The 25,885-nt window shown below is 67.7% G+C and carries 23 protein-coding genes; 10 read left to right on the forward strand and 13 right to left on the reverse strand.

The genetic code is table 11. The annotated features are described in order from the left end of the window. Positions 1–314 precede the first annotated feature (314 nt). The 5 genes from QWY76_RS17850 (at position 315) to QWY76_RS17870 (ending at position 8,766) form a co-directional block, all read left to right on the forward strand. The gene (locus QWY76_RS17850) at positions 315–2,255 is read left to right on the forward strand and encodes a bifunctional 5-dehydro-2-deoxygluconokinase/5-dehydro-2-deoxyphosphogluconate aldolase (protein ID WP_290312810.1); all 1,941 of its coding nucleotides are present in this window, start codon (positions 315–317) and stop codon (positions 2,253–2,255) included. Continuing rightward, complete coding sequence (gene iolD / locus QWY76_RS17855) at positions 2,252–4,102, forward strand: 3D-(3,5/4)-trihydroxycyclohexane-1,2-dione acylhydrolase (decyclizing) (protein WP_290312812.1); 1,851 nt, start codon at positions 2,252–2,254, stop codon at positions 4,100–4,102. Before QWY76_RS17850 ends, iolD begins: the two co-directional genes overlap by 4 nt. A gap of 50 nt (positions 4,103–4,152) precedes the next feature. Beyond that, a complete protein-coding gene (gene iolE / locus QWY76_RS17860) occupies positions 4,153–5,052 on the forward strand; it encodes a myo-inosose-2 dehydratase (RefSeq protein ID WP_290312813.1) in 900 nt (299 codons plus the stop codon). A gap of 51 nt (positions 5,053–5,103) precedes the next feature. After that, positions 5,104–6,606: a CoA-acylating methylmalonate-semialdehyde dehydrogenase gene (locus QWY76_RS17865; protein WP_290312815.1), complete on the forward strand. Its 1,503-nt coding sequence runs from the start codon at positions 5,104–5,106 to the stop codon at positions 6,604–6,606. 450 nt (positions 6,607–7,056) lie between these two features. Continuing rightward, positions 7,057–8,766 (forward strand): purine-cytosine permease family protein, encoded by a 1,710-nt coding sequence (locus QWY76_RS17870; RefSeq protein ID WP_290312817.1) that lies wholly within the window; start codon positions 7,057–7,059, stop codon positions 8,764–8,766. 192 nt (positions 8,767–8,958) lie between these two features. On the opposite strand, the gene QWY76_RS17875 is transcribed toward QWY76_RS17870, so the two are convergent. The 5 genes from QWY76_RS17875 to QWY76_RS17895 all read right to left on the reverse strand — a co-directional run bounded on the left by QWY76_RS17875 (position 8,959) and on the right by QWY76_RS17895 (position 13,764). Further along, complete coding sequence (locus QWY76_RS17875; RefSeq protein ID WP_290312819.1) at positions 8,959–9,813, reverse strand: helix-turn-helix transcriptional regulator; 855 nt, start codon at positions 9,811–9,813, stop codon at positions 8,959–8,961. Positions 9,814–9,916: 103 nt separating this feature from the next. Then, positions 9,917–11,089: a Gfo/Idh/MocA family protein gene (locus QWY76_RS17880; protein ID WP_290312820.1), complete on the reverse strand. Its 1,173-nt coding sequence runs from the start codon at positions 11,087–11,089 to the stop codon at positions 9,917–9,919. 223 nt (positions 11,090–11,312) lie between these two features. Further along, positions 11,313–12,248, reverse strand: a complete 936-nt coding sequence (locus QWY76_RS17885) for a sugar phosphate isomerase/epimerase family protein (protein WP_290312821.1) — start codon at positions 12,246–12,248, stop codon at positions 11,313–11,315. Positions 12,249–12,509: 261 nt separating this feature from the next. After that, the gene (locus tag QWY76_RS17890) at positions 12,510–13,253 is read right to left on the reverse strand and encodes a sulfite exporter TauE/SafE family protein (protein WP_290312822.1); all 744 of its coding nucleotides are present in this window, start codon (positions 13,251–13,253) and stop codon (positions 12,510–12,512) included. 334 nt (positions 13,254–13,587) lie between these two features. After that, positions 13,588–13,764 carry a hypothetical protein gene (locus QWY76_RS17895; protein ID WP_290312824.1) on the reverse strand — a complete coding sequence of 59 codons (177 nt, stop codon included), beginning with the start codon at positions 13,762–13,764 and terminating at the stop codon, positions 13,588–13,590. Positions 13,765–14,132: 368 nt separating this feature from the next. Here QWY76_RS17895 and QWY76_RS17900 point away from each other — a divergent pair, with 368 nt between their 5' ends. Continuing rightward, positions 14,133–14,411 carry a hypothetical protein gene (locus QWY76_RS17900; RefSeq protein ID WP_290312825.1) on the forward strand — a complete coding sequence of 93 codons (279 nt, stop codon included), beginning with the start codon at positions 14,133–14,135 and terminating at the stop codon, positions 14,409–14,411. A gap of 109 nt (positions 14,412–14,520) precedes the next feature. Further along, positions 14,521–14,718 carry a hypothetical protein gene (locus tag QWY76_RS17905; RefSeq protein WP_290312827.1) on the forward strand — a complete coding sequence of 66 codons (198 nt, stop codon included), beginning with the start codon at positions 14,521–14,523 and terminating at the stop codon, positions 14,716–14,718. Positions 14,719–14,722: 4 nt separating this feature from the next. Here QWY76_RS17905 and QWY76_RS17910 read toward each other — a convergent pair whose 3' ends face one another. The 7 genes from QWY76_RS17910 to QWY76_RS17940 all read right to left on the reverse strand — a co-directional run bounded on the left by QWY76_RS17910 (position 14,723) and on the right by QWY76_RS17940 (position 20,933). Then, complete coding sequence (locus QWY76_RS17910) at positions 14,723–15,040, reverse strand: cytochrome C oxidase subunit IV family protein (RefSeq protein WP_290312829.1); 318 nt, start codon at positions 15,038–15,040, stop codon at positions 14,723–14,725. 20 nt (positions 15,041–15,060) lie between these two features. Continuing rightward, positions 15,061–15,768, reverse strand: coding sequence for a heme-copper oxidase subunit III family protein (locus tag QWY76_RS17915; protein ID WP_290312830.1), 708 nt, complete (start codon positions 15,766–15,768; stop codon positions 15,061–15,063). A gap of 15 nt (positions 15,769–15,783) precedes the next feature. Further along, the gene (locus QWY76_RS17920; RefSeq protein ID WP_290312832.1) at positions 15,784–16,443 is read right to left on the reverse strand and encodes a cytochrome c oxidase subunit 3; all 660 of its coding nucleotides are present in this window, start codon (positions 16,441–16,443) and stop codon (positions 15,784–15,786) included. Continuing rightward, complete coding sequence (locus QWY76_RS17925) at positions 16,440–18,230, reverse strand: cytochrome c oxidase subunit I (protein WP_290312834.1); 1,791 nt, start codon at positions 18,228–18,230, stop codon at positions 16,440–16,442. Before QWY76_RS17925 ends, QWY76_RS17920 begins: the two co-directional genes overlap by 4 nt. A gap of 3 nt (positions 18,231–18,233) precedes the next feature. Further along, positions 18,234–19,598 (reverse strand): c-type cytochrome, encoded by a 1,365-nt coding sequence (locus QWY76_RS17930; protein ID WP_290312835.1) that lies wholly within the window; start codon positions 19,596–19,598, stop codon positions 18,234–18,236. 110 nt (positions 19,599–19,708) lie between these two features. Beyond that, positions 19,709–20,308 (reverse strand): DUF938 domain-containing protein, encoded by a 600-nt coding sequence (locus QWY76_RS17935; RefSeq protein ID WP_290312836.1) that lies wholly within the window; start codon positions 20,306–20,308, stop codon positions 19,709–19,711. A 91-nt stretch (positions 20,309–20,399) separates the two neighbouring features. Continuing rightward, the gene (locus QWY76_RS17940) at positions 20,400–20,933 is read right to left on the reverse strand and encodes a DUF1269 domain-containing protein (protein WP_290312837.1); all 534 of its coding nucleotides are present in this window, start codon (positions 20,931–20,933) and stop codon (positions 20,400–20,402) included. 313 nt (positions 20,934–21,246) lie between these two features. On the opposite strand from QWY76_RS17940, the gene hutC reads away from it, so the two are divergent. Then, the gene (gene hutC, locus QWY76_RS17945) at positions 21,247–21,957 is read left to right on the forward strand and encodes a histidine utilization transcriptional repressor HutC (RefSeq protein WP_290312838.1); all 711 of its coding nucleotides are present in this window, start codon (positions 21,247–21,249) and stop codon (positions 21,955–21,957) included. Between the two features lie 96 nt (positions 21,958–22,053). Here hutC and QWY76_RS17950 read toward each other — a convergent pair whose 3' ends face one another. Beyond that, complete coding sequence (locus QWY76_RS17950) at positions 22,054–23,382, reverse strand: YjiH family protein (RefSeq protein ID WP_290312841.1); 1,329 nt, start codon at positions 23,380–23,382, stop codon at positions 22,054–22,056. A gap of 308 nt (positions 23,383–23,690) precedes the next feature. On the opposite strand from QWY76_RS17950, the gene hutI reads away from it, so the two are divergent. Further along, on the forward strand, positions 23,691–24,908 hold the full coding sequence (gene hutI / locus QWY76_RS17955) for an imidazolonepropionase (RefSeq protein WP_290312842.1): 1,218 nt from the start codon (positions 23,691–23,693) through the stop codon (positions 24,906–24,908). Continuing rightward, positions 24,898–25,857, forward strand: a complete 960-nt coding sequence (gene hutG / locus QWY76_RS17960) for a formimidoylglutamase (RefSeq protein ID WP_290312843.1) — start codon at positions 24,898–24,900, stop codon at positions 25,855–25,857. The genes hutI and hutG overlap by 11 nt, the downstream gene beginning before the upstream one ends. Positions 25,858–25,885: the final 28 nt, after the last annotated feature.

The raw sequence follows: 25,885 nt of genomic DNA on the forward strand, positions 1-25,885 counted from the left end.
GCGGCATGCCGGCCAGCTGGCCGAGCGGACAGTGTCCGGCCGCCTGTTGGAACGTGCATTCCGGTCGAGGTCGATGTCCGATGGGTCGCGTCGGGTCGTCTGCCCTCCCGGCAACGCGCGGGCGAGCGGTGGTGGAGGGCATTCGCCTCAAGAGGAATCATTATTCCAACTATAGTTCTATTGGAATTTTTATTCTTTAATTTCTAGAATAGCACCATCAGAACCCGTTCACGGAACCCATGGCCGGCTGAGCCCGCTCACTCGCACGCAGCAACGCAGTCACCCGGGTTTCGGTCTCAAGCAGGAAGTGACTTATGAACAATGCCAATACCCTGGATCTGATCTGTCTCGGCAGGGTCGCCGTCGACCTCTATGCCGAACAGATCGGTAGTCGCCTGGAAGACGTCTCGAGCTTCGCCAAGTACCTGGGCGGAAGCTCCGGTAACATGGCCTACGGCACCGCACGGCTGGGCCTGAAGTCGGCCATGCTGTCGCGAGTCGGCAACGAGCAGATGGGCAGCTTCGTCCGCGAGGAGCTCGAGCGCGCCGGCGTCGATGTCAGCGCCCTGCAGACCGATCCCGAGCGTCACACCGGCCTGGTGCTGCTGGCCCTCAAGGACCGCGACAGCTTCCCGCTGCTGTTCTATCGTCGCGACTGCGCCGACATGGCCATCGACGCCGAGAGCATCGACCCGGCCTTCATCGCCCGTGCCAAGGCGCTCGCCATCACCGGCACCCACCTGTCCACCGAGACCACCGCCCGAGCCTGCCGCAAGGCGCTGGACGCCGCCGCCGAGCATGGCGTCAAGCGGGTGCTGGATATCGACTACCGACCGGTGCTGTGGGGGCTGACCACTCCCGGCGACGGCGAGACGCGCTTCATCGCCGACGACAAGGTGACTACCGACCTGCAAGCCTGGCTAGGTGACTTCGACCTGATCGTCGGCACCGAGGAAGAATTCCATATCGCCGGCGGCAGCACCGACACCCTGGAGTCGCTGCGTGCGGTGCGCCGGGGCAGCGATGCCACCCTGGTCTGCAAGCTCGGCGCGCTGGGCTGCGTGGTCCTCGAGGGCGAGATCCCGGCGCGCATCGAGGACGGCATCCTGGTCGAGGGCGTCAAGGTCGAGGTGCTCAACGTGCTCGGCGCCGGCGACGCCTTCATGAGCGGTCTCCTGAGGGGATGGCTACGTGGGGAAGACTGGGAGACCAGCGCCAGCTATGCCAACGCCTGCGGCGCCCTGGTGGTGTCGCGCCACGGCTGTGCCCCGGCCATGCCCACCGAGGAGGAGCTGTTCGACTACCTGGCGCGTCGCGCCTCGGTGCCGCGCCCCGACCAGGATGCCCAGCTCAACCACCTGCACCGGGTGACCACGCGCACCCCGGCCGAGTGGTCCCAGGTCTGCGGCCTGGCCTTCGACCATCGCCGCCAGCTCACCGACATGGCCCGGGACGTCCAGGCCGACCCCGCCCGGATCCCGGTGCTCAAGCAGCTGCTGGTCCAGGCCGCCGAGGAAGGCGCGCGCCGCACCGGGCTCGCCAAGCCGGCCATCCTGGTCGACGACGTCTTCGGCCAGGACGCGCTGAACGATGCCACCGGCAAGGGCTGGTGGATCGGCCGTCCGGTGGAGCTGCCCAGTTCCCGGCCGCTGCGTTTCCAGCACGGGGACGACCTGGGCAGTCGCCTGCGCCACTGGCCGCGGGAGCACATCATCAAGTGCCTGGTGTTCTACCACCCCGACGACCCGGTCTCCCTGCGCCTCGACCAGGAAGCCCACCTGCGCCAGCTCTACCAGGCCGCCTGTGGCAACGGCCTGGAGCTGCTGATCGAGGTCATCCCCCCCAATCATCGGGAGGTCGACGACCATACCCTGGCCCGCTCGCTGCAGCGCTTCTACAACCTCGGCATCCGTCCCGACTGGTGGAAGCTGCCGTCGATGTCGGACGCCGCCTGGGCCGAGGTCAGCCGGGCGATCGAGGAGCAGGACCCGCACTGCCGTGGCGTGGTGCTGCTGGGCCTGGACGCGCCCATGGACGAGATGAAGCGCGGCTTCGCCGCCGCGGCCCGCAACGCCCAGTGCAAGGGCTTCACCGTGGGTCGCACCCTGTTCGCCGGCCCCAGCCGTGACTGGCTCGCCGGTCGCATCGACGATGCCCAACTGGTCGACAGCGTGGCCAGCAACTATGCGGAACTGATCGACGAATGGCAGCGGCTGCGCCAGGCCGAACCCACCACGGAGGAAGTCCTGTCATGAATACCATTCGACTGACCATGGCCCAGGCCGTCGTGCGCTACATGATGGCCCAGAAGGTGGACATCGACGGCGAGATCCAGCCGATGTTCGCCGGGGTCTGGGCCATCTTCGGGCACGGCAACGTCGCCGGCCTGGGCGAGGCGCTCTACCACGTCCAGGACGAGCTGCCGACGTATCGCGCCCACAACGAGCAGGGCATGGCGCATGCCGCCATCGCCTACACCAAGACGTTGAACCGCCGGCAGATGATGGCCTGTACCGCCTCCGCGGGACCGGGCTCGACCAACATGGTCACCGCCGCCGCCGTGGCCCACGTCAACCGCCTGCCGGTGCTGTTCCTGCCCGGGGACACCTTCGCCACCCGCATGCCGGACCCGGTGCTGCAGCAGGTCGAGAACTTCCACGACCACACCCTGACCTCCAACGACTGCTTCAAGCCGGTCAGCCGCTTCTTCGACCGCATCACCCGGCCCGAGCAGCTGCTGACCTCGCTGCCGCAGGCGATGCGCGTGCTCACCGATCCGGTGGAATGCGGACCGGTGACGCTGGCCCTGCCCCAGGACGTGCAGACCATGGCCTTCGATTACCCGGCGCACTTCTTCGCCGAGACGATCCATCGCCTGCGTCGCCAGGCGGCGGACCGCGACGAGCTGGCCGCCGCCGTGGAGCTGATCCGCCAGGCCAGGAAACCGCTGGTGGTCGCCGGCGGCGGGGTCCACTACGCCGGCGCCCTGGCCGAGCTCGACAGCCTGGTCTCCAGCTATCACCTCCCGGTGGGCGAGACCCAGGCCGGCAAGGGCGCCCTGCCCTGGGACCACGCGCAGAACATGGGCACCATCGGCGTCACCGGCGCGGCCTCCACCAACGCGCTGGCCGCCGAGACCGACCTGATCATCGCCGTGGGCACCCGGCTGGGCGATTTCGCCTCCGGCTCGCGGGCCATGTTCAACCCCGAGGCCAGGCTGCTGTGCCTCAACGTGGCCTCCTTCGATGCGGTCAAGCACAAGGGCCAGGCGCTGGTCGGCGACGCCCGCCTGACGCTGCCCGAGCTCACCGATGCGCTGGCCGGCTGGCAGCCCGAGGGCGCCTGGATCGAGCAGGCCGCCCGACTGCGTGGCGAGTGGCATCAGGCGGTGGACATCGCCACCACCGACCGCGGCACCGACCTGCCCAGCGATGCCGAGGTCGTCGGCGCGGTCAACCGCGCCGCGGGCGAGCGCGACATCGTGGTGTGTGCCGCCGGCGGCCTGCCCGGCGAGCTGCAGAAGCTGTGGCGCACCCGCCATGACCGCGGCTACCACATGGAGTACGGCTACTCCTGCATGGGCTATGAGCTGGCGGGCGGGCTGGGCACCAAGATGGCCAAGCCCGACGCCGAGGTGTTCGTGATGGTCGGCGACGGTTCCTACCTGATGCTCAACTCCGAGATCGCCACCTCGGTGATGCTGGGCCACAAGATCGTCGCGGTGGTGCTCGACAACCGTGGCTACGGCTGCATCCACCGGCTTCAGCAGTTCTGCGGCGGCCCCGGCTTCAACAACCTGCTCGACGACTGCCGGACCGTCGAGGGCGGCGCCCCCAGGACCGACTTCGCCGCCCATGCCCGGGCCCTGGGCGCCAAGGCCGAGAAGGTGGGCAACATCGCCGAGCTGGAACAGGCGCTGGAGCGCGCCAAGGCTGCCGACATCAGCTACGTGATCACCCTCGACACCGACCCGCTGCTCGACACCGGGGAGAGCGGTTCCTGGTGGGACGTGGCGGTCCCCGAGGTCTCCGAACGCTCCCAGGTCGAGGAGGCGCGCCGGCGCTACGAGAGTCACAAGGCTCGCCAGTGGCAGAACCTCTGATACGGCGACACAGCACAACGAACCACAGGATTCCCCATCAGGAGCACGTCATGAGCGTTAGACTCGGCATCAACCCCCTGACCTGGACCAACGACGACCTGCCGAGCCTCGGCGGTGACACCCCGCTCGAGGTCTGCCTCGCGGAGGGACGAGAGGCCGGCTTCAGTGGCTTCGAGCTGGGTCACAAGTTCCCGCGTACCCCGGAGGCGCTGTCCACGGTACTCGGCGAGTACGACCTGTCGCTGGTCTCCGGCTGGTACTCCAGCCAACTGCTGGAACGCAGCCCCGAGGAGGAGATCGAGGCGGTCAAGGACCACCTCGCCCTGCTCAAGCAGTGCGGCGCCACGGCAATGGTGTTCTGCGAGGTCAGTCGCTGCGTCCACGGCGACCAGCGCACCCCGCTGTCCCGGCGGCCGCACCTCAGCGATGCCGACTGGCAGCGCCTCACCGAGGGCCTGAACATCGTCGGCGACTACCTCAAGCAACAGGGCGTGCACCTGGCCTATCACCATCACCTGGGCACGCTGGTCGAGAGCCAGGCCGATGTGGAGCGGCTGATGGACAACACCCGCGACTCGGTGGGGCTGCTGCTCGACCTCGGTCACCTGGTGGGGGCCGGCGGCGACCCGCTGGCCATCGCCGAGCGTTACGCCTCCCGCGTCAAGCACGTGCACTGCAAGGACATGCGTTTCGCGGTACTGGATGAGCTGCGCAACCGCGACAAGAGCTTCCTGGACGGCGTCCTCGACGGCCTGTTCACCGTGCCCGGCGACGGTGACATCGACTTCCTGCCCACCCTGACGCAGCTCAGCGAGAGCGGCTACCAGGGCTGGCTGGTGGTGGAGGCCGAACAGGACCCCAAGGTGGCCCATCCGCTGACCTATGCCCGCCTGGGCTATCGCAACCTGCGCGATCTCGCCGAGCGGGCAGGCTTTGCCGTCACCAAGTGAATCGACGACGTCCCGTCTCACGTACCACATCGAATACATCGAGGCTTACTCATGAACCAGATCCATCACTACCTCAATGGCAGCATCGCCGAGGGCCGCAGCGAACGCTTCGCGCCGGTCTACAACCCCGCCACCGGCGAGCAGAGTGCCCGGGTGGCCCTGGCCACCGCCGACGAGACCCGCGAGGCGGTACGCATCGCCGATGAGGCCTTCGCCGCCTGGTCGAAGGTCACGCCCCTCAAGCGCTCGCGCATCCTGTTCAAGTTCAAGGCGCTGGTCGAGCAGCATGCCGACGAGCTGGCCCGCCTGATCTCCCGCGAGCACGGCAAGGTGTTCTCCGACGCCAAGGGCGAGGTGACCCGCGGCCTGGAGGTGGTGGAATTCGCCTGCGGCATTCCCCACCTGCAGAAGGGCGAGCACTCGATGAACGTCGGCACCGGCGTGGACAGCTATTCGATGATGCAGCCGCTGGGCGTCTGTGCCGGCATCTCGCCGTTCAACTTCCCGGCCATGGTGCCGATGTGGATGTTCCCCATCGCCCTGGCCTGCGGCAATACCTTCGTCATGAAGCCCTCCGAGAAGGACCCGTCCACGCCGATGCGCCTGGCCGAGCTGCTCAGCGAGGCCGGCCTGCCCGACGGCGTGTTCAACGTGGTCAACGGCGACAAGGAGTCGGTGGACGTGCTGCTCACCGACGAGCGGGTCCAGGCGGTAAGCTTCGTCGGCTCCACGCCCATCGCCGAGTACATCTATGCCACCGCCTCGGCCCACGGCAAGCGGGTCCAGGCCCTGGGCGGCGCCAAGAACCACATGGTGATCATGCCCGACGCCGACCTCGACCAGGCCGTCGGCGCGCTGATGGGCGCCGCCTACGGCAGCGCCGGCGAGCGCTGCATGGCCATCTCCGTGGCCGTACCGGTCGGCGAGGACACCGCCCGCCGCCTGCGCGAGAAGCTTGTCGCCGAGCTCGGCAAGCTGAGTGTCGGCCCGGGGCTCGTCGACGGCCCGGACAACGACATGGGGCCACTGGTCACCCGCGAGCACCTCGAGAAGGTCAAGGGCTACATCGCCACCGGCGTCGAGGAAGGCGCGGAACTGGTGGTCGACGGCCGCGAGGCGACCATCGAGGGGGCCGGCGACGGCTACTTCGTCGGCGGCTCACTGTTCGACCACGTCACGCCGGACATGCGCATTCACCGCGAGGAGATCTTCGGCCCGGTGCTGGCCATCGCCCGGGCCGCGAGCTTCGACGAGGCCGTGTCGATGATCAACGATCACGAATTCGGCAACGGTACCGCCATCTTCACCCGTGACGGCGATGCCGCCCGCCAATTCTGCGAGCAGATCCAGGTCGGCATGGTCGGGGTCAACGTGCCGATCCCGGTGCCCATGGCCTTCCACAGCTTCGGCGGCTGGAAGCGCTCGCTGTTCGGCCCGCTGCACATGCACGGCCCCGACGGCGTGCGTTTCAACACCCGCATGAAGACCATCACCCAGCGCTGGCCCAGCGGCATCCGGGAGGAAACCAACCACTTCACCATGCCGACCCACTAAGCGCTGCTTGCCAAACGTCCCGCAGTGATGGGCGCCGGGGACAAAGGCTTGCCGCCGGAAACGCCCATCTCAGCTGCAACACGACGCCCGCGCCGGACCCCGACGGGGCCGGCGTCTTGCCTTTGGGAGGACGCCATGCCCTCGTCACCATTCCCCTGACCGACCAACGCCCGCCGTCGTGATGATCGTGATCACCGAGAAAGCACGCCGACTGGTCGTTCGGCCACGGCGAGGCGCAGTTCCTCGGCGGTGCCAGGCGCGGGTGACAGTTTGTGCGGAATACTTATTCCATTATACAAATGCATAGAATGGTAGATTTGTAATCACGATAAATGGAACATATATTCCGTTCTGCGGTCGGCACGACCCCGTCGACCTGCATCGGCAGGGGCGCTGCCCTGATCCCGACCTCAACAACCCTCAACCGTCCAAGAACAACGGGAGAGCGTCATGAGTACACAAGCAACGGATGTATCGTCTTCCCCGGCCGGGGAAGACGTCGCGCAGAGCGATGAACTCGAGTACCAACGCATCCCGCCCAGCAAGCAGCTGAGCGGTAAGTACTTCCTAGGGGCCTATTCCGGCGAGCACGTGGCGGGTACGGAGTTCGTCATCGGTGCCGCCCTGGTATCGCTGGGCGTCTCGACCAGCGACCTGATCTGGGGCCTGATTCTCGGTAACCTGATGGCGGTACTGTCCTGGGCCTGGGTCTGCAGCCCGGTGGCGACACGCTCGCGCATGACGGTCTACTGGTATCTGGCCCGGCTGGCGGGCAAGAAGGTCTCCTACATCTACAACATCGTCAACGGCATCTTCTACGCCGTGGTGGCCGGCGCCATGATCACGGTGTCGGCCTCGGCGTTTCGGGCCATGACCGATATTCCGCCGCAGACCGGGCTCTACCCGACCAGCGTCAGTTTCGTGGTGCTGGCGCTTGGCGTGGGGGCCTTCACCGTCTTTCTGACCCTGAAGGGCTTCAAGCTGATCGCCAATTTCTCGACGGTCTGCGCGCCCTGGATGGCGACCATGTTCCTGGTCAGCGGCATCCTGTCCGTGCCGATCGTCACCCAACTGGGCGCCCAGCAGGGCCTGAGCGGCCTGGGTTCGGTGCTCGACGGCCTGGTCTGGACCGGGCAGACGCCGGACGGCGAAGCGGGGATCAGCATCTGGGTGATCGCCGCCTGGGCCTGGGGCGTCAACCTGCCGATGCACCTGGGCATGAGCGACATGAGCATCCTGCGTTTCGCGCGCAAGTCCTCCTATGGCTACTTCTCCGCGGCAGGCATGTACATCGGCCACTTCATGGCCTGGGTGTGTGCCGGCATCTTGGGGGCCACCGCCTCGCTGCTGCTCAAGGAACAGCTGATTGGCCTGGATCCAGGCGCCATCGCCTATCGCATCCTCGGCGCCATGGGCCTGGTGGCCGTGGTGGTCGCCGGCTGGACCACCTCCATCCCGAGCCTGTATCGGGCGGGCCTGGCCTTCCAGTCCGTGTTCCATCGCCACAAGCCCTTCAACGTCAGCCTGACGGTGGGTGCCGCCACCACCGTGATCGCCTGCTTCCCGTTCGCCTTCACCTCGCTCCTGGACGTCATGTCCTACCTGATCATGGCCATGGCCCCCATCGGCGCCATCATCGCCGCCGAGCACTTCGTGCTGCCCCGGCTTGGCATCCGCCCGCTGTGGCGTGAGCATCGGAACCTCGAGGACAACCGGCCCGCCATCCTGACCTGGGTCACCGGAGTGGGAGTGGGTATCCTCATGATCGTCCTGCCCCAGGTCCACCTGTTCACGGTGTTCATCCCGGTGTGGCTGACGTCCTTCATCGTCTATCCGCTGCTGTGTCGCGTCATGGGGGTCGAGACCGAGTCCGTTATCGACTACTACGAAGCGGCCTACGGACCGGTGGAGCCACCCGAGCTGCCCGGCGTCACCGCCCAGCCGCAGTCGCCGGTCAACCGCCGCGATCCCTGGTACTTCCTGGCCTTCGGCTGCCTGGTGGTGATCCTGCTGGCGAGTTTCTGGGCCTGGGCCGGCGGCGGCGCCGGTGCCATCGACTATGTCGAGACCTACAAGTGGCTGGTAGTGCCGTTGACGGGGCTCTACTTCGTCGCCGCCACGCTGTGGATGAAGAATCGCCGTGAGCCGCATACGGCTTAAGAGAGCCTGCAGCTGGCACGCGACGGGCTGGCCGCTGGCCGGCCCGTTTCGTGTCGCCACTTCGAGAACCACACCCAGGGACCTCGCCCTGGAAGGCGTCATGGCCAAGGGGCTCCCGACACCGGGCTCCCCTCCGGCCTGGCGCGACAGGAAACGGCTCGAGGCCATCGAGCCCCCTCCTGGTGGCAGCACTCATCTGCCAAGATAGCGCCGGCGATAGCTGCCGGGCGTCACGCCCACGACCTTCTTGAAGGCGGTGTTGAAGTAGCTGGGGTGGCGATAGCCCACCCGCTCGGCGATCTCGGCGACGCTGAGTTCGGTGTTGATCAGCAGCGACTGCGCCTCGCCGACCCGGCGCCGGATCAGGTAGTGGATGGGCGAGCAGCCCACCGTGGCCTTGAAGCGATGGGCGAGGTGGTAGGGACTGACCTTGAAGCGCGCGGCCATGCCTTCGAGGCCGAGCGCCTCGGCGTAGCGCTCGTCGATGTAGCGTCTGACGTCCTGGCCCAATTCATAGCGGGGGGCCGCGAGACGCGGGTCCGGCCGCTCGAGCAGCCGCCCCATCAGCAGGATCAGCGCCTGGAGCAGATGGTGGCAGATCTCGGCCGTGCCGTCCTGACGCGTGGCGACCTGTGCGTGAAGCAGCCCCATCAGGCCCTCGAAGTCATCATGGTGCTCGCCGCTGGCCAGCACCGGACTGCCCTGCTCGGGCACCAGGTGATTGACCGGCAGCCCGCGCAGCTTGAGGCCGCGAAAGCCGCAACAGTAGACGCCGATGCCTGCCCCGGGGCAGGCCGATTCGTCGTGCAGGGTGCCGCCATTGTAGATGAGCAGGTCACCCCGACGGGTGCGGTACTCGCGTCCGCCGATGATGTGGGTGCCCTGCCCTTCACGGATGAAGACGATCTCGGCACAGTCGTCATGGCGGTGCATGGCACGCGGCATCTCGCTGTGACGGCCTTCGACCCGGCACATGTAGAGCAGCTCGGCAGGCCGTTCCACGACCAGCGAGCTGCTGGCACCCGGCTGCAGGAAACGCTGAAGCACCGGCGACCCTCCGCAGTGGCGATGTTTTCCGGCCATCATCCCCGATCCCCGGCGTCGCCTGCCAGTCCGACGGCGGCGAGCCGGTAGCATCAGGCTCCGGCTGTCAGACGTAGTCGACCCATACCGCCCCGTCATCGGCAGACCTGACGCAGTTCTCCACCCAACGCACGCCTTCGACACCGGCATCGATGCCGGGAACGCCCAGCGCGGCGACTGCCGCCGCATCGCCATGATCCATCGCCTCCATGGCCAGCGCGAAGCGATAGTAGAGGTTGGACCAGGCCTCGAAGAGCCCCTCGGGGTGGCCGGCGCCAATGCGATCGTCCTCCAGGGCCTCGGGGTAGAGGTAGTCCATGCCGCGCTCCAGCACCTGCGCCGGCCGTCCCTGCACCTCGTAGCGCAGCTGGTTGGGCTGCTCGTCCCACCATTCCAGGCTGGCCCGGCTCCCCACCACCCGCACCTTCTGGCCATGCATGCCGCCGGCATTGACGGCGGAAGCCCACAGATGGCCCATGGCCCCGCCCTCGTACTCCATCAGCACGTAAGCGTTGTCCTCCAGCGGCGCCCGGCTCGCCACGAAGCTCTGGCGCGAACAGAGCAGGCGCCGCACCCTCAGTTCCGGCAACATCGCTTCGGCGAGGTAGTAGGGATGCGTCGCCAGGTCCGCCAGCACATAGCTGGGGCCGGCCTGCCTGGGGTCGACCCGCCAGCGGGTGCTGGGGTTGGCCTCTTCGACGGCCTCGCTATGGAAGCCGTGGGCGAACTGCATATGCACCATGCGGATCTCGCCCAGATCGCCGCTGGCGATCATCGCCCGCGCCTGGCGGATCATCTGGTGCCCCGAGTAGCCATAGGTCACGCCGACGAAACGCCCCTGGCGTTCGGCCAGCGACCGCAGTTCCTCGGCCTCGGCCACGGTGAAGCACAGCGGCTTCTCGCACACCACGTGCAGCCCCGCCTCCAGCGCCGCCATGCAGATGGCGAAGTGGGTGCCGTTGGGGGTGGCGATGGAGACCGCCTGGATGCCATCCTCGCGCCTGGCCTCCTCGGCGAACAGCGTCTGGTAGTCCGGGTAGCAGCGTTCGGGGGCCACCCGCAGTGTCTGGCCGAACGCGCGACCGCGTGCCGGGTCGAGGTCGAAGGCACCGGCCACCAGCTGGAAGCTGTTGTCGCGCAATGCCGCGCAGCGGTGGATATAGCCGATCTGGCTGCCGCGGCCGCCGCCGACCATGGCCCAGCGGATCGGGGCATTCGTCTTCAGCTCACCCTGGATCATGTCAAATCTCCTTTGTGAAAAGCTCTGCTTCATGTAGCGAGCGATGAGCGGCTGGCCGCCGTCGGAGCGCAGCAACCGGCGTTGACTGGATGCTCGATGAGGATTGCGGCGGTCCGACGATTCGGCACCGCCGTCGGCCAGGATGGCCAGGTTCGCTCCCTACGAACCAACGCACTTCCCACCTCCATGTGGGTCATCGAGCGCAGCCATCAATCAGTGCGTCTTAGACGTCGGCCTGGAAGCCTCGTCGTTTCAGATACTCGAGACTCGCCGTGACATCGGCGAGGCTGCCATCGGCGTCGCGCGGATCGCGCTCCTGCTCGATGGTGATGTAGCCCTGGTAGCCGATCTCGACGAGCCGCCGATAGATGGCGTCGTAGTCCACGACGCCCTGACCGATGGGGCACATCACGCCGCGGGCGCAGGCAGCGAAGAAGTCCACCTGCTCGGCCATGACCTCCTCGAAGACCGTCGGCGCGATGTCCTTGAAGTGCAGGTAGTCCGTGCGCCCGGCGTAGTCGCGGAGCCAGGCCACCGGGTCCATGCCGGAGTAGTAGAGGTGACCGGTATCCAGGCAGAGCCCGGCGGTCGTATAGGGGATGTCCGCCAGCAGGCGGCGTATCTCGTCGTCGAACTCGATATAGCCGCCGGCATGGGGGTGAATCATCGCGCGGATGCCATATTCGCGACTCGCCAGTTCGGCGATGGTGCGGATATGCGTCATCAGGGTGGCCCACCGGGCGTCGTTCAGGCGTGGCGCCCGGTCGGGATGACCCGCGTAGCGACTGCGCTCGGCATGCACGTGATCGATCAGCACCAGGTAGGGCGCCGAATGGTGCTGGCCGGGCTCACGCGGCGGCGCCGGCAATCGGTTGAGGAAGGCGCAGATCTCATGGGTCTGCTGGATCAGGTGGTCCCGGTTGGCCGGGTCGACCAGGTCGTCGAAGATGGTGCCGGCAACCACCTTCAGGCCACGCTCATCGAGGGCCTGACCGAGCACTGACACATCGAGGGGCAGATAGCCGTAGGGGCCGAGCTCCACGCCCTGGTAGCCCGCCTCGGCGGCCTCGTCCAGGACCTTCCGCCAGGGCGGCAAATGAGGGTTGGTGACATCATCGACGCCCCAGCAGCAGGGTGCGCTGGCGATTCGCATGCTCATGGGGGAGCCTCCGTTGTTGGGTATCGGCAGGCCTGGGCGGCGGCCCAGTCACCCACCATTACACCAGCGACACGGAAAGCAGGATTTCACTTTCTTGCGATTGTTGTTCCTCGACGGTCCACACCGCGACCCTTCATTGCGACCTTTTCGGGCCTGCGAGGCTGGGGGAAGGCCCATTTTTGGTGAATACTTTCAAATTCTTGCCCCTCCCAGCGCGGACACAGGCCGAATCCCCTTAGCTAGCCGACACGCATCGCTGCCTCACAGCAGGGCCTTGAGCATCAACTGTACGCCGACGATGGCCATGGCCAGGATCACCAGCCGATAGAACAGCACCTCGCTGACGCGATGCTGCAGCCAGAGTCCGCTTCTCACCCCCAGCCAGGCCACCGGCACCAGCAGTGCGGAGGCCCAGAGGCTGGTCAGGTTGATCTCGCCGAGCCAGATATAGGGTCCCAGCTTCATCAGGTTGACCGTCGCGAACAGCATCGCGCTGGTGGCGATGAAGGTTTCCTTGGGCAACCGCCGGGGAATCAGGTAGAGGTTGGCCGGCGGCGCCCCGGCATGGGCCAGGAAGCTGGTGAAGCCGCAGCCGGCCCCCGCCGGCAGGGCCCAGAAGGGCGCGATGGGCCGGCCGGCGGCCGGTCGAGCCACCATGTAGACGGCGAACAGCAGCGAGATCACGCCGAGCAGCAGGCGAACGCCATTCTCATCCAGACGCCCGATCAGCAGGGTGCCGATCACCACGCCGAGCGCCAGGCCCGGCGTCATCCGCCTGAGCTCGGCCCCGTCCTGTCGCCCCCACCACGCCTTGACCGTGAAGGCGTCCATGACCAGCAGCAGCGGCAGCAGCAGGCCGGCGGCCTCGATGGGGCCGATGGCCAGTGCCATGATCGGCACGGAGAGGCTGCCGAAGCCCCCGGCGAAGCCGCCCTTGGAGACGCCGGTCAGATAGGTGGAGAGCAGGATCAGCGTCCAGGCGATCCAGGTGTAGTCGGGTAACATCATGTCTTCCTGACGTGCGTCGCTCGAGACCAGCCACTCGATGCCGGCAATCCGCCCGCGATCCGCCTGGCGGAACGGCGCCTTACGTCGACCGACGAGCCCACTCGGCCCTCCCCGCCGACACCAACGACGTCGCCACGCAGAGATGACGGCCTTGGCTAGGGGGTGGCGCGTTCCTCAAGGACCGGGGATGACATCGACCGCTCTGGCGGGCAGGGGTAGAGCCAGGTCGCCGGCAACGCGGCGCTCGCGATGGGGTGCCGCGGCGCCTTCTCGTGGCAGGCACCAAGGCTGGCGGGTAAGCGCCAGCCGAGGTCATCACCGGGGAGGGAGATCAGCAATTGCCCTTCTTGGCCTGGCCCGGCGGGCAGAAACCGCCGCCGCCACCGTGACCATGACCGTCGTCATCGAGGATGACCAGGGGCTCGGTGGAAATCCGCGCGGGATCGTAGCTGCACCCCGCCAGTCCCACCAGGACGGCGACACTCAACAACAGGAACATCGGACGCATCGTGTTCTCCAGCAATGACTTGAGCCCTGCATCCTAGCAAGTCATGGCCTGGAGTCCATTAGTGAATGCCTGGGGATGCCGGACCGCGACGCTCCGGTAAGCGAAGCGCCGGGAGTCACGCCCTCCCCTGACGAGACCGGGAGCGACAAGGGGCTCCCGGCCTCGTCCGTCGCGGTGGGCGAGGAGATCAGCCGATATGGGCGACGATGGCGTCGCACGGGAGGTCCAGTACGCGAGGACTTCCCGGATGAAGACGGGCTGTGGTGCGGTCACGATCGACTGCAGTCAAACGTATGTTCCGACTCCGCCCGCTTCCGCCTGCAGCGGGCCGACACCATTCGCCTTTCGGCGACGCCATTGCGATACTGATGACGAACCCTCGAATGGAGGTCACCCCGGTGCGGCAATACGAGAAGACCATCATCGCCTTCGACGAACAGGGCAACGAGTACGTCATCGACCAGTACCACGACATCAAGGATATCGATACCCTGCAGCATGGTGGGGCGATCAATCGCGGCCTGCCCGCCTTCAAGACCCGTGACGGCCATGAGGTCACCCTGCTCGGGCCGGGCGAGTTCTCGGTGGTGGTGCCCGGCGAGGAGGACGGCGTGAAGGTCTGGACACACGATCCCGAACACGTGTGATACTGCACGGCAATGTCCCTTGATGGCGGCACCGGACGTTACCGGTCGGCCGACGACGGCATCCGGCCGTCACCGCCATCGACACTCACGCTTTCCCCGGAGACATGCCATGCCCCGCCCCCATCGCGTCCTCCTGCTGGCGACGCTGCTGCTGACCGCGACCGCCGCTGGCTGCACGACCTACACCTGGCCCGACGGCAGCCGCGAGACGGTGTGGGGCGTGCCCGCCGAGGACGAGACCAAGACGCGCGAGGAGCGGCAGGCCGAGGGCGTGCGCTACCGGGTGCCCGGCGAGATCCCCGAGTAGCGACTCACGGGCCGAAATAGGCCAGCCGACTCAGCAGGACGTGGTTGCCCTCGATGGCCATCAGCAGCATCAGGAAAACCAGCACGCCTGGCGGCACCAGCACGACGCAGATGATCGCCAGGCGCTCCCAGACCATGTGCATGAACACCGCGATGATCAGGCCGGCCTTCAGCAGCATGAACAGGGTGATCAGGGTCCAGCGCAGGTAGCTCTCCAGGCCGACGACGTCCACCAGATAGGAGCCCACGCTGAGCACGAACAGCAGGAACCAGACCCACAGATAGATCCCGATGGGATGTTGCTGTGTCTCGCCATGTGCCATGTCTGCCTCCCCCGCGCCGCCTACCAGAGGTAGAAGAACGCGAAGATGAACACCCATACCAGGTCGACGAAGTGCCAGTACAGGCCCAGCGTCTCGACCATCTCGTAGCGTCCCCGACGACGGGTCAGGAAGCCGGGGTGGCCCGCCGCCAGGGAACCACGCATCACCTTCACCGCCATGATGATCAGGAAGAGCACCCCGATGCTGACATGGGTGCCATGGAAGCCGGTGATCAGGAAGAAGGCGGCACCGAACTGCTCCGCCCCCCAGGGGTTGGACCAGGGCCGGACACCCTCGCCGATCAGCTTGGTCCACTCGAAGGCCTGCATGCCGACGAAGGACGCCCCGAGCAGCGCCGTCAGGATCAGCAGCCCCCCGGTGGCCAGGCGCCGCTGTTCGTAGCCGAACTTGACGGCCAGGGCCATGGTCCCGCTGCTGCTGATCAGGATGAAGGTCATGATCGCGATCAACAGCAACGGCACGTGCCGCCCACCGAGCTCGAGCGCGAAGACGTCGCTCGCGTTCGGCCAGGCCACCGTCGTGGTGATCCGCACCTGCATGTAACCGACCAGGAAGCAGGCGAAGATGAAGATGTCGCTGAGCAGGAACAGCCACATCATCGCCTTGCTCCATGGCACGTTCTTGAAGGCACGCTGATCGGAGGCCAGGTCCGTGACCAGCCCTCGCAGGCCGGGCTCCAGGGTCGGACCTCGAGTCGTCTCCACCATGGTGTCGTCCTCCCCTCAGGTCGCCAGCACCAGGCCGAGGATCACGACCCAGACCAGCAACAGGAAATGCCAATAGAGCGCGCAAAGCTCGATGCTGGGGCGCAGCTGTGCGGCCGGCACCCCGCTCCGCGCACGCACCAGCACCCGCCCCCAGGCGACCAGGCCGCCCAGCAGGTGCAGCGCATGCAGGACCGTCAGCAGGTAGAAGAAGGCATTGGCCGGGTTGGCCGATAGGTAATAGCCGGCGGCCTCGAGTTGCCCCCAGGCGACGCCCTGGCCGGCCACGAAGGCGAGCGTCAGCCCGCCTCCCGCCAGCAGAGCCCGCCTCAGCCGCCCCTCCTGCCCGTGTCCGGCGGCCCGCCAGGCGCGCTGCAGGGCCAGGCTGGCCAGCACCAGCAGGGCGCTGTTGAGCCATAGAACCCCCGGCACCGCCAGGGAACGCCAGTCGGTGCCCATCTCCCGTCGCATCAGGTAAGCGCTGATCGTCAACGAGAACACGGAGGTCACCACCGCCAGGAACACTCCCAGGCCGGTGCGTGGCGCGGTCATCGGGGCCGGCACGCTGCGCCCGGGCCCCGACTCGGCCACCCAGGGCCGCACATGCAGCGACTGACGGAACAGCCAGAGGGCGATCCCCGCCATCAATGCCGCCATCAGCACCAGGGAGACGGTCATGACCCGCCTCCCCGCCCCACGGGGGCCTCACGCTCCACGGCCTCGGGCGGCACGTTCTGCGGGATGAAGTCCGCCTTCACGCCGGGAACGCTGTAGTCATAGGGCCAGCGATAGACCACCGGCAGCTCCTCGCCGAAGTTGCCGTGGCGCGGCGGGGTGTGCGGCGTCTGCCACTCGAGGGTGGTGGCCCGCCAGGGGTTGGGGCCCGCCTCGCGTCCCCGGAAGTAGCTCCAGGCCAGGTTGTACAGGAACAGCAACTGGGCCAGGGCCACCACGAAGGCCGCTATGGTGATGAAGGCGTTCAGGCTCTGGACCGAGTCGGAGACGAAGGCGGTCTCGCCGTAGGCATAGTAACGCCGCGGCACCCCCTGCAGCCCCATGAAATGCATGGGGTAGTAGATGGCATAGGTGCCCAGGAAGGTCATCCAGAAGTGGATCTTGCCGAGCGTCGTGTCGAGAAGGCGGCCGGTCACCTTGGGATACCAGTGGTAGATGGCACCGAAGATCACCAGGACCGGGGCCACCGCCATTACCATGTGGAAGTGGCCGACCACGAAGTAGGTGTCCGACAGCGGCACGTCCACGGTGACGTTGCCGAGGAACAGTCCGCTGAGGCCACCATTGACGAAGGTGAACAGGAAACCGATGGCAAACAGCATGGGCAAGGTGAGATGGATGTTGCCCCGCCACAGGGTCAGCACCCAGTTGTAGACCTTGATCGCCGTGGGCACGGCGATCACCAGCGTCGTGGTCGCGAACAGGAAGCCGAAATAGGGGCTCATGCCACTGACGTACATGTGGTGCGCCCAGACCACGAAGCTCAGCGCGCCGATGATGATGATCGCCCAGACCATCATGCGATAGCCGAAGATGTTCTTGCGGGCATGCACGGCGATCAGGTCCGAGACGATGCCGAAGGCCGGCAGGGCGACGATATAGACCTCGGGATGACCGAAGAACCAGAACAGGTGCTGGAACAGCAGCGGGCTGCCGCCGCGGTGCTCGCCGCCCTCGCCCATCGACAGCATCTCCGGCATGAAGAAGCTGGTGCCCAGCAGACGGTCGAGGAGCATCATCAGCACCGCCACCAGCAGGGCCGGGAAGGCCAGCAGGGCCATCACCGTGGCCATGAAGATCCCCCACACCGTCAACGGCAGGCGCATCAGGGTCATGCCTCGGGCCCGCCCCTGGAGCACGGTCACCACATAGTTCAGCCCCCCCATCGTGAAGCCGATGATGAACACCGCCAGCGACACCAGCATCAGGATGATGCCGGCGTCGGCCCCCGGCGTGCCCGGGGTGATCGACTGAGGCGGGTACAGCGTCCAGCCGGCGCCGGAACTGCCACCGCCCACGAAGAAGCCGGCCACCAGGATCAGTACCGACGCCAGGTAGACCCAGTAACTGAGCATGTTGAGGTACGGAAAGGCCATGTCCCGGGCGCCACACATCAACGGGATCAGGTAGTTGCCGAAGCCCCCCAGGAAGATCGCCGTGAGCAGGTAGACCACCATGATCATGCCGTGCATGGTCACGTACTGCAGGTAACTGCCCGGGTCGATCAGCGCGAGACTGTTGGGAAAGCCCAGTTGCAGGCGCATCAGCAGCGACAGCACCAGGGCCACCAGGCCGATGGCGGTGGCGGTGAGCGCGTACTGCACGGCGATGACCTTGGCGTCCTGGCTCCAGATGTACTTGCCGAGGAAGGTCCTGGGATGGACCAGTTCCATCTCCTCGACCTCGGCCGGCGGAGCGTGGGAGCTGGCATCGTATTCGCGTTCGCCCATGGTTCATTCCTCCGTGGCCAGGCCACCGATGTAGGCCACCACGCTGCGCACGGCGGCGTCATCCACCAGCACCTGGGCCATGTCGACCATCTGGTTGCCATAGGCATCCTGGGGATGCCGCCCGCGGATGCCGGCGCGGAAGTGCTCGAGCTGACGCACCAGGTACCAGTCGCTCATGCCCGCCAGGCGCGGCGCGCGATAGGCTGCCCGCCCCCGCCCCTGGGGACCGTGGCAGGTAGCACAGCTTCGGTAGAGCCGCTCTCCCAGCCGCCGATCGCCCTCGACGGTCGCGGCGGTGGGCGCCAGCGGCAGGGTCTCGATATAGGCGGCCAGGTCGCGGATCGCCGCCTCGTCCGGCAGGGACTGGGCGAAGGGCCGCATCTGCCGACCAAAGTCGTCACCCTCCCGGGTGCCGCGGGCGCCGACGCGGAAGTTGTGCAGCTGGCGGCGCAGGTATCTGGCATCCAGGCCGGCGAGGCGTGGCGCGTTGGTGGCTTGCTGGCCCTGCCCCCGGGGCCCGTGGCAGGCCTGGCAGGCCGCATAGTGCGCCTGGCCCGCCTCGGGATTGCCCGGCCCCCGGGCGATCCGCTCGCCATGGGTGGGTTGCTCGGCCAGCCAGGCGTCGAAGCGCTGCGGCTCGACCACCTGGACGCGGGCGCGCATGGCGAAGTGCGCGATGCCGCACAGCTCGGCGCACACCGCCTGGAACTCGCCGGTACGCGTGGGGGTGAACCAGAAGGAGGTGACCTGGCCCGGGACCGCATCCATCTTGGCGCGGAACGCCGGCACCTTGAAGTTGTGCAGCGCATCCTTGGAACGCAGCAGCACCCGCACCGGGCGGTCGACGGGCAACAGCACAGCGGGATGATCCACCAGCACATCGTCCTGGCCATGCGGGTCATCGGCCACGAGGCCGAAGGGATTGGCCACATCGATCAGCGCATTGCGGGCGTCGCCGAAGACACCGTCCCGGCCCGGGAAACGAAAGCTCCAATGCCACTGCTGGCCGACCACCTCCACCTCGTGGGCATCGTCCGGAGCACGCACGAAATCGCCCCACACGAAGAGCCCGGGGGCCAGCAGGGCAGCGATGCCCAGGGTGGTGATGCCGGTCAGCCAGAGTTCGAGCCGCTTGTTCTCCGGCTCGTAGAGGGCGCGCCGGTGGTGCTGGTGGCGATAGCGGATCAGGGCGACGGCCATGAACAGGGAAATGGCCAGGAAGACCACGCCGGTCACCCAGAAGGTGATGATGATGGTGTCATCGATGGCGCCCCAGTTGGAGGCCAGGGGGGTGAGGTGCCAGGGGCTGAGGAAATAGAACAGTACCGAGCCCCCGGCCAGAACGATCAGTGCAATCGCGATAGCCATGGACGGCCCCTCCCCGCATGCCATGCCGAGACGGCCCGGCATGCGTACTAGTCACTCTAGTGACTCGGCGGGGAGCCCGCCACTCTCGGCGCGGCTGGCCAACCAGGGTCTCAGGGCCGGCGCCAGGCCAGGCTGAGGTTGTTGGCCGGCATCTGCACCACTCGCTCGAGACGCAGGCCATGGCCCTCGGCCTCCGCCGTGACCGCCTCCAGGTCGCGAATGCCCCAGCGTGGATCACGCGCCCGGAGGTCCGCGTCGAAGGCCGCGTTGCTGTCCGAGGTATGCCGCCCACCCCGCCGATAGGGGCCATAGAGGAAGAGCACGCCTTCCGGCTCCAGGTACCGCGCGGCCCGCGCCATCAGCGTCGCGGTCACGTCCCAGGGGGCGATATGCAGAAGGTTGATGGCCACGACCGCCTCGAACCCGCCCTCGGGCCAGTCGCCGAAGACGTCCAGATCGAGGGGTGAACGCAGGTTGGGCGGCCCGAGCGCGTCCCGCCAGGCGGCGATGGAGGCGCGCGCACGTGGCTGCGGGTCGCTGGGCAGCCAGTCCCAGCCGGGCATCGCGCGGGCGAAGTGGAGCGCGTGCTCGCCGCTGCCGGCGGCCAGTTCCAGTACCCGGGCTCGCTCGGGCAGCAGCCCGGCCAGCACCTCGAGAAGCGGGACACGATTGCGCGAGGCGGCGGGACTCTGCAGGCGGGCATCGGTCATGGTCACCTCGATTGTCGCGTCACTGGAACAGGCGATGGTAACCCGACAGACCCCGCGACGTCGTCCCGGCCGGAGGCGGTGCCAGCGGGAGCTAGTCGCCCGTTCCCAGGTGATGCTGGCGCTCCCAGGCGGTGACCTTGTCGATGGTGACCTCGGGGTGGTGGCGGTGGATGATCGAGCGGATCCGCTCCTCTCGCTGATCGGAGACGTCGACCATCATCAGGAAGGCGCCTCGCTCGAGCTCGTCCTCGTACTTGTCGACCTTGGCGTCGTGCACCGATACGCCGACCATGGTGCTGACCCACACCCCGAACAGGCCGCCACCGATGCCCATGCCGACGATGATGGGCGTGGCGCCGACACCGATATCCGGCCCCAGGATGAAATACACCAGCACACCCAGCACCACCCCCAGGGGAGCCCCATAGAGCACCCCCCGATAGGCGGCATGCACGACATCCGAGGTCTGGCGCAGCGTGGCGTTGTTGACTCCGCGCTCCTCGAGATGCTGCCAGTCGCGCCCGGTGACATGCACCTGTTCGCGGGTCAGCCCGAGGTCGTCGAGTTCCTGGGCGATGTTGACGGTCGTATCCAGGTCAGGAGTCAGGAAATACAGACGTGACATGACTCGCCCTCCACTTGCTGGAGCGGGCGACACGACGCCACAAGGTGCACGCCTCCCTGTACCTGTTACCTCCCGTCGCGAACTTCCCCGTGGAATGATTGCGGTGACGTCGTCGACCCGCGCGTCAGGGGACGCTCTAGTATCAACATTATGGAAGTTCGACGTCCCGGCAAGTGACGCCGCCATGCCGCGCCGCCGAGAGCAGGCGCCGTCGCGCCGATGCGGGCGCCATGGGGTGCCCCAAGCCACGCCCCCGGGTAGACTGTTCGGCACGACGCCATCGACACCACCAGTGAAGGATTCGCGGCCGACCATGGGCAGCACTCTCCCGCTCTACCTCAGGATCCAGCAGCACCTGCTGGAGAAGATTCGCGACGGCGAATGGCCCCCTCACCACCAGATCCCGCCCGAGGAACGGCTGGCCCGCGACTTCGGCGTCAGTCGCATGACCGCCAACAAGGCGATCCGCGACCTCGTGCAGCAGGGCTACCTGACGCGCCAGCCGGGGGTCGGGACCTTCGTCACCGACCACAAGGCGGAGTCCTCCCTCGTCGAGGTCCACAACATCGCCGCCGAGGTGGCCGGCCGCGGCCATGGCCACACCAGCCAGGTGCTGTCCGCCGAGGCCCTGGAGGCCGGCGACGAGGTCTCGATGCGCCTCGGGGTCCGCCTGGGCACCCGGGTCTTCCACACCCTGATCATCCATCGCGAGGACGGCGTGCCCATCCAGCTGGAGGACCGCTATGTCAATCCGCGCCATGTGCCCCACTACCTGGAGACGGACTTCACCCGCGTGACGCCCAATGAGGTGCTGGTGGCGGCCTGCCCGATCAGCGACGTGGAACATGTCGTCGAGGCCGTGCTGGTGGATGCCGCCACCGCCGACCGACTGGAGATTCGCCCGGAGCAGCCCTGCCTGCGCATGATCCGGCGCACCTGGTCCGGCGATCACCTGGTCAGCTATGCCCGGCTGCTCCACCCCGGGGACCGCTACAAGCTGCGCTCCTCCCTGCATACCGGCTGACGCCATCCCTGAACGCAACGCGGCCGGAGGCCTCTCGCCTCCGGCCGCCCGGGCCTCCCGTCCCGTCATTCTCCGCCGACCTGGCGGAGCCCCCGGCTAGCCGATCAACGGCTGGACCAGGTAGCCGGCCGGCACGGCCAGCAGCAGGCTCAGCGCCACCCGCAGGAACCAGACGATGACGATGCGCCCCACCGACAGCGGAATGCTGGTGGAGAGGATGCAGGGTATCGAGGCGGAGAAGAACAGCACCGCGGACACCGAGACCACCCCGGTGGCGAAGCGCGCCACGAAACCGGCATCGCCCATCAGCAGGGCCGGCAGGAACATCTCGGCCAGACCGGCGGCCGAGGCCTGGGCCACGCCCGCCGCCTCCTCGAGACCCCAGACGGCGACGAAGGGATAGAACAGCCAGCCGAGCCACTCGAATACCGGGGTGTACTTGGCCAGCAGCAGCCCCGCCAGCCCCACCGACATGATCGACGGCAGGATGCTGATCGCCATCACCAGACCCTCGCGAAAGTTCAGCGCCACGCTTGACGGCAGGCTCGGCGCCCTGGCCGCCACGTCCAGCCCGGTCTGCCAGGCGGTGGCCAGCCGCTTGCCGGGAGCCGCCTCGGGCTCCGGGGCGGTCTTGGCGTCATCCATGCGGGACAGCGGCGGAATCCGCACGGTGATGGCGGTGACCAGGAAGGTGATGACCAGGGTCAGCCAGAAGTAGGCGTTCCACACGGCCATCAGGTCCAGGGTCTTGGCGACGATGATCATGAAGGTCGCCGAGACGGTGGAGAAGCCCGTGGCGATGATCGCCGCCTCGCGAGCGGAATACTCGCCGGCCTGGTAGACCCGGTTGGTGATCAGCAGGCCGATGGAATAGCTGCCCACGAAGGAGGCCACGGCGTCGATGGCGCTGCGCCCCGGCGTCCGCCAGATCGGGCGCATCACCGGCTGGACCAGCACCCCGATCAGCTCGAGCAGCCCGAAGCCGATCAGCAGCGCCAGGAAGATGGCGCCGATCGGCACGATCAGCCCCACCGGGATCACCAGCTTCTCGAACAGGAAAGGCAGCATGTCCGGCGTGTGCAGGAAGGCCGGCCCCCAGCCGGTCAGCGCCAGCACCGCGGTCGCGATGCCGGCGAACTTGAGCACGGTGAAGATCCGGTCGGTCAGGCTGCGCCGCCAGCTGCCCGTATAGAGCGGGTAGAGGGCCCCCGCCACGATCAGCGCCAGGGCGTAGACGCCACTGGCCTCGCCCAGCAGCGCCTTGGCCCCGGTGACCATGTGGTCCAGCGGGATGGTGGTCTTACCCGCGAGGGTCAGCGGCACGAAGAAGATCAGCACGCCCAGCAGGCTGGGCAGGAAGAGTTTCAGCACGGTGGCGGCCGAATGCCGTCGCTCGGCCTGGGGAAGGGAGGGGGGAACAGACATGGAAGGCTCCTGGGTTGTCGTTGTGAGGACGGCCTCGGGGTGCCGTGTAATGTATATACAATATGTTGTCTCACGGCGCCAACCAAGACCCGCGCCACCCCCTTATACTTTGGTCTACCCGAGACCCTCCTCCGCGTGCCCACTCAAGCAAATCACATCTTATACATTTGTTTTTACAGGTTTTAAATATAAGGCTAGCGTCCTACTGCGCCTCGCCAAGCCCGATCCAGGTTCTCGCCACGAGGGGGTGACGCGGACCGAGAGTTCGGCTAGCATTTGTATATACAAAGCAACCCGGAGACCTTCTCATGACTCAGGCAACGCCGACCCGCCTGCTCTGGCGCGACGTCACCGTCTTCGACGGGCTGGCGACGCGGCCCGAGCCCATGGCAGTCATCGTCGAGGGGGAGCACATCGCCCGATTGATCCCGATGCGCCAGCTCGACGCCGCCCTGGCCGAGGGCTGCCGGGACATGGGCCACGGCGGGGTCATGACCCCCGGCCTGGTGGACTGCCATACCCACCTCGTCTTTGGCGGCGGCCGCGCCGGGGAGTTCGAGGCCCGCCTCGAAGGAGCCAGCTACGCGGAGATCGCCCGTCGCGGCGGCGGCATCCTGAGCACCGTGGCGGCCACCCGCCAGGCCGACGAGGATGCCCTGTTCGCCGCCGCCCTGCCCCGCCTGGAGGCGATGCTCGCCGACGGCGCGACCACGGTGGAGATCAAGTCGGGCTACGGCCTCACGGTGGCCGATGAGCTGAAGATGCTGCGCGTCGCCCGCCGCCTGGGCGAGGCCCTGCCTGTGCGGGTCGTCACCACCCTGCTAGGTGCCCATGCCCTGCCGCCGGAATACCGGGACGACCCGGATGGCTACATCGACCTGGTCTGCGACGAGATGATCCCGGCGGCCGCCGCCGAGGGTCTGGCCGATGCCGTCGATGTCTTCTGCGAGACGATCGCCTTCTCGGTGGCCCAGTGCGAGCGCGTCTTCCGGGCCGCCGAGGCCCACGGCCTGCCTATCAAGGCCCATGCCGAGCAGCTTTCCAATCTCGGCGGCAGCGCCATGGCGGCCCGCCACGGCGCCCTGTCCGCGGACCATATCGAATACCTGGACGAGGCCGGGGTCCGGGCCCTACGCGAGGCCGGCAGCGTGGCGGTGATCCTCCCCGGCGCCTTCCACACCCTGCGCGAGACCCGGGTGCCGCCCATCGCCGCCCTGCGCGAGGCCGGGGTGCCCATGGCCGTGGCCACCGACGCCAATCCGGGCAGCTCGCCGCTGTTCATGCCGACCCTGATGCTCAACCTGGCCTGCACCCTGTTTCGTCTCACTCCCTCGGAGGCGCTGGCCGGGATGAGCGCCCACGGCGCCGCGGCCCTGGGCCGGCCGGAACTGGGGCGGCTCCGCGAGGGGGCGCCGGCCGATCTCTGCGTGTGGAACATCGACGCCCCGGCCGAGCTGGCCTACGCCGTCCAGCCGGGCCGCCTACGTCAGCGTGTCTTCAACGGAGTCCTCAGCCATGACGACTAAGCGCGACAACACCGCGACCCTCGACATGACCCCGTGGCAGGGCCGCACCGACCCGGAACCGGACAGCGAGCGCTGGCATCAGCGCATCCGTCCGATCGAGGCCGGGGCCGCCCCCGGCACCGTGCTGGTCGGCTTCGCCAGCGACGCCGGCGTGGCTCGCAACCAGGGACGGACCGGCGCCGCGGCCGGCCCGGCGGCCATCCGCCGGGCCCTGGCCCCGCTGGCCTGGCACCGCCAGGGCCCCGCCTTCGATGCCGGCGACGTGAGCTGCGAGGGCGATGCCCTCGAGGCCGCCCAGGAAGCACTGGCCGCGCGACTGGCCCCGCTGCTCGACGGCGGCCACCTGCCCATCGTGCTGGGCGGCGGCCATGAGGTCGCCTATGCCAGCTGGTCGGGCCTGGCCCGGCACGTTGCGGCGCGGGAGAGCGCCCCGCGGATCGGCATCGTCAACCTCGATGCCCACTTCGACCTGCGCGACCCGTCGCAGGTGCGCTCGTCCGGCACGCCCTTCGCCCAGATCGCCGAGCAGTGCCGGGCCCGGGGCTGGCCCTTCCGCTATGCCTGCCTGGGCGCCAGCCGGGCCGCCAACACCCGGGCACTGTTCCGCCGGGCCGAGGAACTCGACGTGCTGATCCGCGAGGATCGCGACTTCGTCCCGCAGCGCCTCGACGCCATCGTCCGAGACCTCGGGCGCTTCGCGGCCCGTTGCGACCACCTCTACCTGACCATCGATCTGGACGTGCTGCCCGCCGCCGAGGCGCCGGGGGTCAGCGCTCCCGCCGCCCGTGGCGTGTCGCTGGCGCTGCTCGAGCCGCTGATCGAGGTGATCCGTGACAGCGGCAAGTTGCGCCTGGCCGACCTGGCCGAGCTCAACCCCGCCTACGACATCGACAACCGTACCGCCAGGGCGGCGGCACGGCTTGTCCATCTGCTGACCCTGAACGGCTAGGCCGATTCCGCACCTCTACCCGATATCC

Origin of the sequence: Halomonas maura, assembly GCF_030409305.1 — a bacterium.
Taxonomy (GTDB): domain Bacteria; phylum Pseudomonadota; class Gammaproteobacteria; order Pseudomonadales; family Halomonadaceae; genus Halomonas; species Halomonas maura.

What these genes read in the sequence shown, in the direction of transcription:
- QWY76_RS17850 (WP_290312810.1), top strand. Translation starts at nt 315, where the DNA reads ATGAACAATGCCAATACCCTGGATCTGATCTGTCTCGGCAGGGTCGCC.
- iolD (WP_290312812.1), top strand. Translation starts at nt 2,252, where the DNA reads ATGAATACCATTCGACTGACCATGGCCCAGGCCGTCGTGCGCTACATG.
- iolE (WP_290312813.1), top strand. Translation starts at nt 4,153, where the DNA reads ATGAGCGTTAGACTCGGCATCAACCCCCTGACCTGGACCAACGACGAC.
- QWY76_RS17865 (WP_290312815.1), top strand. Translation starts at nt 5,104, where the DNA reads ATGAACCAGATCCATCACTACCTCAATGGCAGCATCGCCGAGGGCCGC.
- QWY76_RS17870 (WP_290312817.1), top strand. Translation starts at nt 7,057, where the DNA reads ATGAGTACACAAGCAACGGATGTATCGTCTTCCCCGGCCGGGGAAGAC.
- QWY76_RS17880 (WP_290312820.1), bottom strand. Translation starts at nt 11,089, where the DNA reads ATGATCCAGGGTGAGCTGAAGACGAATGCCCCGATCCGCTGGGCCATG.
- QWY76_RS17885 (WP_290312821.1), bottom strand. Translation starts at nt 12,248, where the DNA reads ATGAGCATGCGAATCGCCAGCGCACCCTGCTGCTGGGGCGTCGATGAT.
- QWY76_RS17890 (WP_290312822.1), bottom strand. Translation starts at nt 13,253, where the DNA reads ATGTTACCCGACTACACCTGGATCGCCTGGACGCTGATCCTGCTCTCC.
- QWY76_RS17895 (WP_290312824.1), bottom strand. Translation starts at nt 13,764, where the DNA reads ATGCGTCCGATGTTCCTGTTGTTGAGTGTCGCCGTCCTGGTGGGACTG.
- QWY76_RS17900 (WP_290312825.1), top strand. Translation starts at nt 14,133, where the DNA reads ATGACGAACCCTCGAATGGAGGTCACCCCGGTGCGGCAATACGAGAAG.
- QWY76_RS17905 (WP_290312827.1), top strand. Translation starts at nt 14,521, where the DNA reads ATGCCCCGCCCCCATCGCGTCCTCCTGCTGGCGACGCTGCTGCTGACC.
- QWY76_RS17910 (WP_290312829.1), bottom strand. Translation starts at nt 15,040, where the DNA reads ATGGCACATGGCGAGACACAGCAACATCCCATCGGGATCTATCTGTGG.
- QWY76_RS17915 (WP_290312830.1), bottom strand. Translation starts at nt 15,768, where the DNA reads ATGGTGGAGACGACTCGAGGTCCGACCCTGGAGCCCGGCCTGCGAGGG.
- QWY76_RS17920 (WP_290312832.1), bottom strand. Translation starts at nt 16,443, where the DNA reads ATGACCGTCTCCCTGGTGCTGATGGCGGCATTGATGGCGGGGATCGCC.
- QWY76_RS17925 (WP_290312834.1), bottom strand. Translation starts at nt 18,230, where the DNA reads ATGGGCGAACGCGAATACGATGCCAGCTCCCACGCTCCGCCGGCCGAG.
- QWY76_RS17930 (WP_290312835.1), bottom strand. Translation starts at nt 19,598, where the DNA reads ATGGCTATCGCGATTGCACTGATCGTTCTGGCCGGGGGCTCGGTACTG.
- QWY76_RS17935 (WP_290312836.1), bottom strand. Translation starts at nt 20,308, where the DNA reads ATGACCGATGCCCGCCTGCAGAGTCCCGCCGCCTCGCGCAATCGTGTC.
- QWY76_RS17940 (WP_290312837.1), bottom strand. Translation starts at nt 20,933, where the DNA reads ATGTCACGTCTGTATTTCCTGACTCCTGACCTGGATACGACCGTCAAC.
- hutC (WP_290312838.1), top strand. Translation starts at nt 21,247, where the DNA reads ATGGGCAGCACTCTCCCGCTCTACCTCAGGATCCAGCAGCACCTGCTG.
- QWY76_RS17950 (WP_290312841.1), bottom strand. Translation starts at nt 23,382, where the DNA reads ATGTCTGTTCCCCCCTCCCTTCCCCAGGCCGAGCGACGGCATTCGGCC.
- hutI (WP_290312842.1), top strand. Translation starts at nt 23,691, where the DNA reads ATGACTCAGGCAACGCCGACCCGCCTGCTCTGGCGCGACGTCACCGTC.
- hutG (WP_290312843.1), top strand. Translation starts at nt 24,898, where the DNA reads ATGACGACTAAGCGCGACAACACCGCGACCCTCGACATGACCCCGTGG.